We start from the raw sequence: 9,925 nt of genomic DNA on the forward strand, positions 1-9,925 counted from the left end.
GGACGAGTTCGCCGGCCCGGTCGGGCATCAGCAGCAGCGCCGCGCCCCACAGCAGTGCGGCGACGGCCTGTCCGCCGCCCAGGTGGAGGCAGAACCGGCCGAGCCGCCGCGGTGCCCGCCGCAGCACCCGGGCCGCCTCCGCGACGGTGACCAGCGACAGCCCCATCAGCAGGGCGAGGAACGGGCCGAGCAGCAGTTCGGCGCCCCGGACGGCGCCCACCGCGCCGACCCCGACGATCGCGCCGAGCCCGTACGCCCGCAGCTGGCTCGCGCCGCTGAGGCTGACGTTCTCGACCAGGTACCGGCTGCCGAGGTCGCGCTGTTCGCGCAGCCAGCCGCGGGCCTGCGCCACCCGGGGCCGCAGGCCCGACTGGAGGCAGCCGTAGCCGGCAGCCACCGCGGCGGAGGCGCCCCAGGCCAGCAGGAAGGCGGCCACGCTGCCGACCCGGGCCGCCACCAGCATGGCCGGGACGAGCGCGACGGCCTGGGCGAGGTCGTTGGCGAAGGCCTTGCGCCCGGTGCCGGCGGCGAAGAAGGCGAACCGCCAGGCGTCCTGGAGCAGCAGCGCGGGCAGCACCACTCCGAGGCAGGCGAAGGCCGACCCGACCCGGCCGCCGAGGCCGAGCCCCACCAGCAGGCACACCGCGCCGAGGACGGTGCCGACGGCGAGCGCGGCGCCGGACGCCCGGGCCGCCGCCACGCGCCAGGGCGCCTCCGGCACGCCGCTGAAGCGCACCACCAGCGGGTCGGTGGCCAGCCCGCGGGCGACGTTGAGCACCACGCCGTAGGTCAGCCAGGCCAGGCTGAACACGCCGAAGGCCGTCACCCCCAGCTCGCGGGCGACGTAGACGCCCACCGCGAAGTTGGTCATGCTGGAGGCCGCCTGGTCGGCCAGCCCCCAGGACAGCCGGCCGAGGACGCCCCGCTCGGCGGCCCGCCGGGCCGCTTCGGGCGGGTCCGCCGTCCTCGTCCGCGCCTCCTCGGTGGTCATCGGCGTCACGCCTTGATCAGCCCGGCGCCCTGGAGGGCGTCGGCCGCGACGGCGACGGTGTCGAAGGGCAGCCCGGAGCGCTCGACGACGTCCAGCAGGCTGTGCTCACCGTCGGAGAGGCTGAGCACCCAGAGCATCGCCAGCTGTGCCTGCTTGGCGTCGCTGCGCCCGCCGAGTGATTCGTACAGTCCGCGCCGGCCCAACTGCGGTTCGCCGTACGGGCTGAGGTTGAGGTAGCGCCGGTTGCGGTCGAGCACGGCGAAGGCCTCGCGGCAGACGGCGAGGGTGTCCGCCATCGCCTCCGCTGTGACGAAGGCCGGGTTGTCCGCCGAGGTGTGGTACTCGGGGTACCCGGCGTACGGGGTGCGGCTGAGCGAGCCGACGCCGAGGTCGAACCCGGGCGAGCAGAACTGCCGCTCGTCGTAGCCGTACGGGGTGAACTCGGTGACGCGGTGCGGGCGTTCGGAGCTGGACAGGACGTGCCGCAGCACCCGGTCGATCTCCGCGTCGCCCCGCCGGCTCTGCTTGTACGTCAGGTCGCCCCGGTCGCCCGCGCAGGCCAGCACCAGGCCGTGCTTGACCCGGTCCACCCGTTCGGCGTTGCGGGCCAGCCAGGTGATCGCCCCGATGGTGCCGGGGGCGAACAGGAACCGGTAGGTGTAGTACGGCGTGCGCTGCGCCAACTCCCGTGCCAGGAAGGTCGCGACCGCGATGCCGGCCAGGTTGTCGTTGGCCAGCGACGGGTGGCAGACGTGGCAGGAGACGATCACCTCGTCGGCGACCTGCCCGGGGACGACGTGCTCGGCGTAGCTGAGGTGGCCGTCGGCGAGGGTGGAGTCGATCCGCACCTCGTACTCGCCGTCCGGCAGGCCGTCCAGGGTCTCCTGGGCGAGGCAGAACCCCCAGGTGGGCGTGTAGTAGCTGGTGCGGTACGGCACCCAGCTCGGGTGCTCCGGCAGGGTGTGGAGGTGCTCGCGCAGTTCGGCCAGCGGCATGGTCGCCGCCACCGGCACGCTGTAGCCGAGCACGTGCAGGCTGGACGCGGCGAAGTCGACGACCCGCCTGCCCGTGCCGTCGGCGATGTAGGCGTCCCGGATGTTCCACTCCTGGGGCACCGTCCAGTCGAGCACCTGTGTCCCGGTCGGCACCTCGTGCACCCGCAGCGGCAGGTACTCGCCGATGATCTCCAGGGTGGCGCGCACGCCGTCGCCGGTGATGCTCCGGCAGAGCGGGTAGAGCCGCTCCACCAGGGCGTGCATCTCCTCGCCCGCCGTGGTCATCTCCTCCCCCGCCGTGGTCATCGGCGCCACCGCAGGGTGTCGTCGACGGCGCCGGCCTCGGAGGCCTCGCGCAGCACCGCCAGCCGGGTGAAGCGCCGCTCGAAGCCCTCCCGGGTGAGCCCGAACCTCCGGTAGGCGTCGGCGAGTTCGAGCGCGCCCCGCTTCACCGTCCACTCGCAGTCGAAGCCGGGCAACGCGGCCCGGAACCGGGAGAAGTCCACCCGGTAGGAGCGCGGGTCGGCGCCGTTCTCCCCGGTGATCACCACCTGGGCGCCGGCCACCGCCTCGGCGACCTGCTCGGCGATCTCGGCGACCGTGACGTTGTTGACCTCGCTGCCGATGTTGAAGGCCCGGTCGTGCACCGCCTCCCGGGGCGCGTCCAGCGCGGCCGTGAAGGCCCGCGCGATGTCGGCGGCGTGCACCAGCGGGCGCCACGGGGTGCCGTCGGAGAGCACCAGCACCTCGCCGGAGAGCAGCGCGTGGCCCACCAGGTTGTTCAGCACGATGTCGGCGCGCAGCCGGGGCGAGTAGCCGAAGGCGGTGGCGTTGCGCAGGTACACCGGGCTGAAGTCGCCGTCGGCCAGCGCGTGGAGGTCGTCCTCCACCCGCACCTTGGACTCCGCGTACGGCGTCACCGGGCGCAGCGGGGCGTCCTCGGTGACCAGTTCGTCGCCGCCGGCGGCGCCGTAGACGGAGCAGGTCGACGCGTACAGGAAGCGCCGCACCCCGGCGTCGCGGGCCAGTGCGGCCAGCCGCACGGAGGCGTGGTGGTTGATGTCGTAGGTGAGGTCCGGCGCCAGCGAGCCGAGCGGGTCGTTGGAGAGGGCGGCCAGGTGGATCACCGCGTCCACGCCGGCCACGTGCTCGGCGGTGACGTCGCGCAGGTCCACCCGCCGGCCCGGCGGGTCGGCGGGGACCGGGCCGAGGACGCAGTTCGCGAACAGCCCGGCGTCCAGGCCGACGACCTCGTGTCCGGCGGCGGCGAGGACGGGAGCCATCACGGTGCCCAGGTAGCCCTGGTGTCCGGTCAGCAGTACGCGCATGGTTCAACCCCCCAGGTTGAGAGTGGCTTTGGTGACGTCGAAGGCCTCGGCGTAGCGCGCGTGACACTCGATGCCGCGGATCCGGGCCAGCCCGAGGAAGGCCTCCCGGTCGTACCAGGGCCGGTGCCGCTGCGAGGGGTAGTGCTCCTGCAGCAGCCGGACCTTCTGTTCGGCGGTCTCCGGGGACAGTGGCTGGTACGCCGTCGGACGGCCGAGGTCGCCGTCCCACTTGACGATCTCGTAGCCGAGCACCAGGTGGTCGCGGAAGGCGGTGGTGACCAGTCGCGCCAGGCCGCGGTGGTCCTGGTGGGCGTCCTCGGTGCGCGGTGCCAGCAGGAGGTCCGGTTCGCACCGCCCGCGCAGGTCCTCGACGGCGGCCTTGGCCTCGTCCCAGTGGGCGGGCAGCCGGCCGTCGGGCAGTTTGAGGACGGTCAGCCGCAGGTCGGCGCCGGGGCAGAAGGCGGCGAGGGCGGCCCGCTCCTCCTGCTCGCGCTCGCCTCCGCCGCCGGAGAGCACCAGGGCGTCGACCCGCAGGCCCGGCCGCGCCCGGCACATCGTCAGTAGGGTGGCGCCGGCGCCGATGGCGATGTCGTCGCAGTGCGCGCCGACGGCGACGATCCGCTCCAGCGGCCCGGGCCCGAGCCGGATCACGAGGTCCTCACCCCGGCCCCGGCCCCGGCCCGCTCCCACACGGCCCACGGGCGGTCGCCCTGGGCGTAGGCGGCGTCCAGCGCGGCCCGTTCCTTCACGGTGTCGGTCGGCTTCCAGAAGCCGCGGTGCTGGTGGGCCACCAGACGGCCGCGCTTGGCGAGTTGGGTGCATCCGTCGGCGACCAGGTCCCCGTTCTCCGGGATGTGGTCGAAGACCTCCTGGCGGAGCACGAAGTAGCCGCCGTTCTCCCACAACGGCAGTTCGCTCACCGCGGTGATGCCGCCGACCAGGCCGTCCTCGCCGAGGTCCACGCAGTGGAAGGAGGACTGCGGCGGGACGACCATCATCGAGGCGCCGGCGTCGCGCTCGGCGAAGCGGTCGATCATCTCCGGCAGCGGGGCGTCGGTGAGCACGTCGGCGTAGTTGGCGAGGAACATCTCGTCGCCGTCCAGGTGGTGGCGCACCCGGCGCAGCCGCTCGCCGATCGGCGACTCGATGCCGGTCTGCGCGAAGGTGATCGTCCAGGAGGAGATGTCGGTGGACAGCAGCTCGGTCTTGCCGCCCCGCAGCACGAAGTCGTTGGAGGTGGTCTCCTCGTAGTTGAGGAAGAAGTTCTTGATGTGGTGGGCCCCGTAGCCGAGGCACAGGATGAACTCGGTGTGTCCGAAGTAGGCGTAGTAGCGCATGACGTGCCAGATCAGCGGGCGCGGGCCGACCATCGCCATCGGCTTGGGCGCGTCGTCGGAGGCTCCGCTGCGCATCCGCAGCCCGTAACCGCCGCAGAACAGGACGACCTTCACGGCTTCACCTCGACGACGCTGAGTTCCGGGATGGGGAAGACGAGTCGGCCGCCCCACTCGTGCACGAAGGACAGCTGCTCGGTCAGTTCGGCCCGCAGGTTCCACGGGAGGACCAGGACGTAGTCCGGCCGGTCGGTGGCTATCTGCTCGGGCGGCAGGATCGGGATGCGGGTGCCCGGGGTGAACCTGCCGTGCTTGTACGGGTTGCGGTCGACGGTGTACGGGAGCAGGTCGGGCCGGATGCCGCAGTGGTTGAGCAGGGTGTTGCCCTTGCCCGGGGCGCCGTAGCCGACCACGGTCTGGCCGCGCTCGGCCGCCTCGATGAGGAAGCGCAGGAGGTCGCGGCGGACCTTGGCCACCCGGGCGGAGAACTCGGTGTACCCGGACAGCTCCTGGAGCCCGGCGGCCTTCTCCCGGTCCAGCACCTCGGCCACCCGCCGGCCCGGCTCGCCGGCCGCCTCGGCCGGGCGGGCCCACAGCCGGATGGACCCGCCGTGGGTGGGCAGCAGCTCGACGTCCACCAGGGTGAGTCCGCCACTGGCCAGGGCCCGGGCCGCGGAGGCGACCGTGTAGTACTGGAAGTGCTCGTGGTAGATGGTGTCGTACTGGTTCTCCTCGATCAGGGTCAGCAGGTGCTGCACCTCGATGGAGACCCAGCCGTCGTCGGCCACCAGGGCGCGCAGCCCCCGGGTGAAGCCGACCACGTCGGGGATGTGGGCGTACACGTTGTTGGCCACCACCAGGTCCGCCGGGCCGTGTCCGGCGCGGACGTCGGAGCCGGTGGCCGGGTCCAGGAACGCGGTGAGGGTGGGCACGCCCGCCTCGCGGGCCGCGGCGCCCACGTTCACCGACGGTTCGATGCCCAGGCAGCGGATCCCCTGGTCCACCACGTGCCGGAGCAGGTACCCGTCGTTGCTGGCGACCTCGACCACGAAGGCGTCCGGGCCCAGGCCCAGCCGCTGGACGGCCCCGGCGACGAAGGTGCGGGCGTGCTCCACCCAGGAGGTCGAGTAGGAGGAGAAGTAGGCGTACTGGGTGAAGGTCTCCTCCGGCGTGATCAGCGGCGGGATCTGCGCCAGCCAGCAGTCGGTGCAGACCCGCAGGTGCAGCGGGTACGCCGGCTCCGGCCGGTCCAGTTCGTCCGCGGCGAGGAAGCTCTCGCACGGCGGGGTCGCCCCCAGGTCGACGACGCTCCCCATCGCCGTCGAGCCGCAGAGTCGGCATCGTGTCATTGACTGCTCCCGTTCCCGCCCGCGCGGGTGCCCCGCCGCGGGCCAGCGTGTCCGTTCCCTGCCGGCGGCGCGCCGTTCGCGCCGCCGGACCGCTGCGCGATCGCGCCGCGGTACCCCTCCACCAGGCGCTCCAGCCCGACGGCCGGACTGAAGCCCTGCTCGTAACGGCGCCGGGCGGCCCGCCCCAGCTCCTGGTTGTGCTCCGGCCCGGCCGTGATCCGGCGCAGGCAGGACGCGAGCGAGGCCGCCTCGCCCGGTCGGTGCAGCAGCCCGGTCACCCCGTCCTCGACGAGTTCGACGAAGGCGCCGTGCCCGGCGGCCACGGCCGGGACCCCGGCCGCCATCGCCTCCACCACCACCAGGCCGAAGGCCTCCAGCCAGGTCGAGGGGGCCACCACGGCGACCGCCCCGGCCACCGCCTGACGGCACTGCTCCTGGTCGTACAGGCCGACGTGGCGTACGTCCGCCCGCCCGGCCGCCCAGCCCCGCACCTCCGGCTCCAGCGGCCCCGCGCCGGCGATCACCAGCGGCACGCCCACCCCGCCCCGCACGGCGAGCTGGTCCCAGGCGGCCATCAGCAGCCGTACGCCCTTGGCCTCGGCGAGCCGGCCGAGGTAGAGCAGGTGCTTGCCCGCGCCCGTCCGGCCGATGCCCGGCTCGGGCACGAAGTTGTGCTTCACCGTCAGCCGCTCGGCCGGCATCCCGGCCCCCACCAGGACGTCGCGCTGCGCCGCGGAGATGCAGAAGAAGCGCTCCACCCTGGACCGCCAGCGCCGCCGGTTGACCGACAGGCTCACCGCCAGCGGCACCGTCGCCAGCCGGGAGCCGCGGTAGCAGCCGTGCCGGACGGCGGGCAGCGGCGCCACCCCGACGCACTCGGTGCACGGCCGGCCGTCCCGCCGCAGTGTGCCCGGCGGGCAGACCTGGGTGTAGTTGTGCAGCGTGGCCACGACCGGCACGCCGGCGTCGGCGCAGGCGGCCAGCACCGCGGGCGACAGCAGCGGGAACACGTTGTGGACGTGCACCACGTCCGGCCGTTCGGCGCGCAGCCGGGCGGCCAGCTCGGTACGGACCGCCGGGTTCCACGGCACCAGCAGCGGCACCGCGGCCTTGCCCGGCAGGGACTTGGCGGCGATGGAGTCGCTGCGCCGCTCGAACAGCTCGACCCGGTGGCCGGCCTCGCGCAGCAGCGCCACCTCCTGGTCGACCACCTTGTTCTCCCCGCTCGGCTGCGCCGAGGCGTAGCGGTTGTGCACCACGAGGACGTGCATCGTTCAGGTCACCTCCGTTCTGTGGGCCGGGTGCGGTGTGCGTCGGGTGCGGGGTGCGTCGGGGGCCGCGGGCGCCGGGAGGGGCGCGGCCGTGGCGGGTGCCGCCAGCAGTGAGGCGGCCACGGTCAGGTGCAGCAGGTACGGCGAGGCATCGCCCAGCCCGGCCTCGGTGTAGGAGGCGATCGCGCAGTAGCTGATCAGGAAGATCGCGCCGGCCCGCGCCGGCGACGGCGGCCGCAGCAGCGCGACGCCACCCAGCACCAGGATCATCGCCGCCACCAGGGCGACGCCGGCCAGGCCCTGTTCGTTGTAGACGGCCAGCCAGCTGTTGTCGATCGGCAGCCCGCCGAAGGACTTGTCGCCCAGGCCCTGGCCGAACAGTTGCTCCACGGTCGTCCGGGGCGCCGCCAGCAGGGCGTCCCAGACCTTGGCCCGGCCGGTGAGGTTGGAGAAGTTCTCCTGGCTCTGTCCGCGCAGGAACCAGGCCTGGAGCAGCGAACTCAGGCCCACCGCGGCCACGGTGGCGCCCAGGACGGCCCAGCTGAAGAACCGGCGGGCGGCGGCGCTGGTCAGCAGGAGCGAGCCGATCGCCAGCGCCAGTCCGATGATCAGGCCGAGGGTGGCGGTGCGGGTGTGGGTCAGCGCGAGCAGCACCAGCGAGGGCACGATGACCGCGGCCGCACTCGCCCCGGTGGTCCGGCGGCTCAGCAGGAGCAGCACGGTGAGCCCGATGATCACTGCGGCGTACTGGCCGATCTGCGGCGGGGTGAGCGGCCACAGCGCGCCGACCAGCCGGCCGCCGTAGACGTCGGGGAAGGCCGCGCCCGGTGAGATGACCAGGCCGGCCGCCACCGAGACGAGCACCGCGAAGTACATCCGGATGTGCTGCCGGACGAACCCCTCGCCGCCGTCCCACCAGCGGCTGAGCAGCCACAGCGTGCCGACGAACAGGGCCAGTCGGAAGCAGCGGAACAGCGCGCCCGCCCCGGACTCCAGGTGGGCGCTGGAGATCACGCTCAGCACCAGCAGCAGGGTGAGCAGCAGCAGGTAGGCGCTGGGCCGCACGCGCAGCCGGAGGTTGACGAGGAGCGCCAGCGCGAAGGCGGAGACCAGCGCGCCCATGGTGACCATCTGGATCAGCGAGCGGGGCAGCGGGATCACGGTCTGCGCCCCGGCGGAGCCGAGGGTGTTGAGGATCAGCAGGCTCCAGACCAGGCCGACGGTCTTCGGGGCGCCGGCCGGCCGGACGTGCGCGGTCAGGTCCTGGGCCATGTCAGCCACCGCCCCCCGGCCGCAGGGTGCTGCCCGTGTCCTGCTGGTAGGGCGCGGCCTGCCACTGTCCGAAGTCGAGGGTGCGGCTGGGGTCGTGGGCGACGAAGCTCCACGGCCCGACGTAGGTGTTGTCGTGCCAGCGGTTCTGCTGTTTGCCGGTGATCGCGTCGGCCACCGGTTCGCCCTTGTACGGGGACCAGTCCGGGAAGGTGCCGTAGTTGGACAGCACGGCCATCCGGCCGCAGTTCACCGTGCAGCCGACGACGGACGGGTCCATGGTGAAGCGGTTGTCGTGGATGTCCACCCGCTGGGTCTTCCAGCGGCAGTCGGCGAGGAGCGGTGCGGTGGCGATCGCCGGCTGGGCGCAGCGGGCGGTGTCCTTCACCAGCAGGGTGCAGTCGCCGGAGGAGGTGTTGGCCGGGCTGTTGCAGAACCGGTCGGCGTTCTCCCACAGGGTGATCCCGGACCAGTTGTCCTCCAGCAGGTTGCGGTCGATCTCGATCCTGTCGGTGCGGGCCGGGATCCGCGGTTCGCCGCCGGACTCGGACAGGTAGACGGTCGGGTAGGGGAAGTCGTCGCCGCGGTCGGCGGCCCGGCGGCCCTCGACCCAGTCGTTGCGCCGGATCGTGTTGCCGGCGATGACGGCGTTGTAGCTGGTCTCGTAGATCAGCGCGGCGCCGTCGTTGGCCTCCAGGACGTTGCCCTCGATGCGGAAGTCGTTGTTGTCGGTGTCCGCCCACAGCCCGGTGCCCCGGTTGTCGTGCACCCAGTTGCCGCGCACGTCGGCGCCGTTGACGGCCCAGAACTTGACGCCGCCGGTGCAGCCGCAGCCCGGCTGCTTCTGCTCCCACTGGTCGGTGTCGTTGCCGGTGATCTCGTTGCCCTCGAGCAGCAGGTCGGTGATCGGGGCGCCGGTCTTGTAGGCGTTCAGGCCGTACTGCCCGTTGCCGCGCAGACAGCTGGCCCGGACCCGCTGGTGGGCGCCGGCCATCAGTCCGGCGCCGGAGTTGTCCTGGATCGTCGTGTGCTCGACCACCCAGCCGTCGGCCGAGTCGTGGTTGACCACGCCCTCGTTCTGCGGCGCGACGAAGCCCTGCACGGTCAGGTAGCGGATGGTGACCTGGCCGGCGCCGCCGCCGAAGGCGTACTGGTTGGTCTTCCCGCCGTCGAGCACGGCGCCGGGCGCGCCGAGGTAGCTGTCCCCCTCCTTGGGGACGACCTGGGCGTAGCGGTCCGCTGCGAGCCGGTGCGTTCCCGGTTCGAGCCAGAACGTGGTGTTCGGGGGGCTGTTCCTGGTCTTCGCGGCCAGGTCGCCGACCACCGCCGGGTCGACCGTCACCGCGCCCGCGGGCGCCGCCGCCGGCCCCGCCGCCGGGGTCGCGCAC

Annotated in this window: 9 protein-coding genes; all 9 read right to left on the reverse strand. The window is 73.4% G+C overall.

Annotated features, from left to right (window positions below; translation table 11 throughout):
• Positions 1–991: hypothetical protein (locus BG452_RS21935; protein WP_188306048.1), on the reverse strand; the 991-nt coding region annotated here is incomplete at its 3' end.
• 5 nt (positions 992–996) lie between these two features.
• Positions 997–2,292: a DUF4910 domain-containing protein gene (locus BG452_RS21940; protein ID WP_223242559.1), complete on the reverse strand. Its 1,296-nt coding sequence runs from the start codon at positions 2,290–2,292 to the stop codon at positions 997–999.
• Positions 2,289–3,314 (reverse strand): NAD-dependent epimerase/dehydratase family protein, encoded by a 1,026-nt coding sequence (locus tag BG452_RS21945; RefSeq protein ID WP_188306049.1) that lies wholly within the window; start codon positions 3,312–3,314, stop codon positions 2,289–2,291. Before BG452_RS21945 ends, BG452_RS21940 begins: the two co-directional genes overlap by 4 nt.
• Positions 3,315–3,317: 3 nt before the next feature.
• Positions 3,318–3,965, reverse strand: a complete 648-nt coding sequence (locus BG452_RS21950) for a PIG-L deacetylase family protein (RefSeq protein ID WP_188306050.1) — start codon at positions 3,963–3,965, stop codon at positions 3,318–3,320.
• Positions 3,962–4,765 (reverse strand): glucose-1-phosphate cytidylyltransferase, encoded by an 804-nt coding sequence (locus BG452_RS21955; protein WP_188306051.1) that lies wholly within the window; start codon positions 4,763–4,765, stop codon positions 3,962–3,964. Before BG452_RS21955 ends, BG452_RS21950 begins: the two co-directional genes overlap by 4 nt.
• Positions 4,762–5,997 (reverse strand): class I SAM-dependent methyltransferase, encoded by a 1,236-nt coding sequence (locus tag BG452_RS21960; RefSeq protein ID WP_188306052.1) that lies wholly within the window; start codon positions 5,995–5,997, stop codon positions 4,762–4,764. Before BG452_RS21960 ends, BG452_RS21955 begins: the two co-directional genes overlap by 4 nt.
• The gene (locus BG452_RS21965) at positions 5,994–7,268 is read right to left on the reverse strand and encodes a glycosyltransferase (RefSeq protein ID WP_188306053.1); all 1,275 of its coding nucleotides are present in this window, start codon (positions 7,266–7,268) and stop codon (positions 5,994–5,996) included. The genes BG452_RS21960 and BG452_RS21965 overlap by 4 nt, the downstream gene beginning before the upstream one ends.
• A gap of 3 nt (positions 7,269–7,271) precedes the next feature.
• Positions 7,272–8,540 (reverse strand): O-antigen ligase domain-containing protein, encoded by a 1,269-nt coding sequence (locus BG452_RS21970; protein ID WP_188306054.1) that lies wholly within the window; start codon positions 8,538–8,540, stop codon positions 7,272–7,274.
• Position 8,541: 1 nt separating this feature from the next.
• Positions 8,542–9,925, reverse strand: a 1,384-nt coding sequence (locus BG452_RS21975; RefSeq protein WP_188306055.1) for a right-handed parallel beta-helix repeat-containing protein, incomplete at its 5' end; no start/stop codon positions are given.

It is taken from the genome of Streptomyces sp. CBMA123, assembly GCF_014596465.1.
GTDB lineage: Bacteria > Actinomycetota > Actinomycetes > Streptomycetales > Streptomycetaceae > Kitasatospora.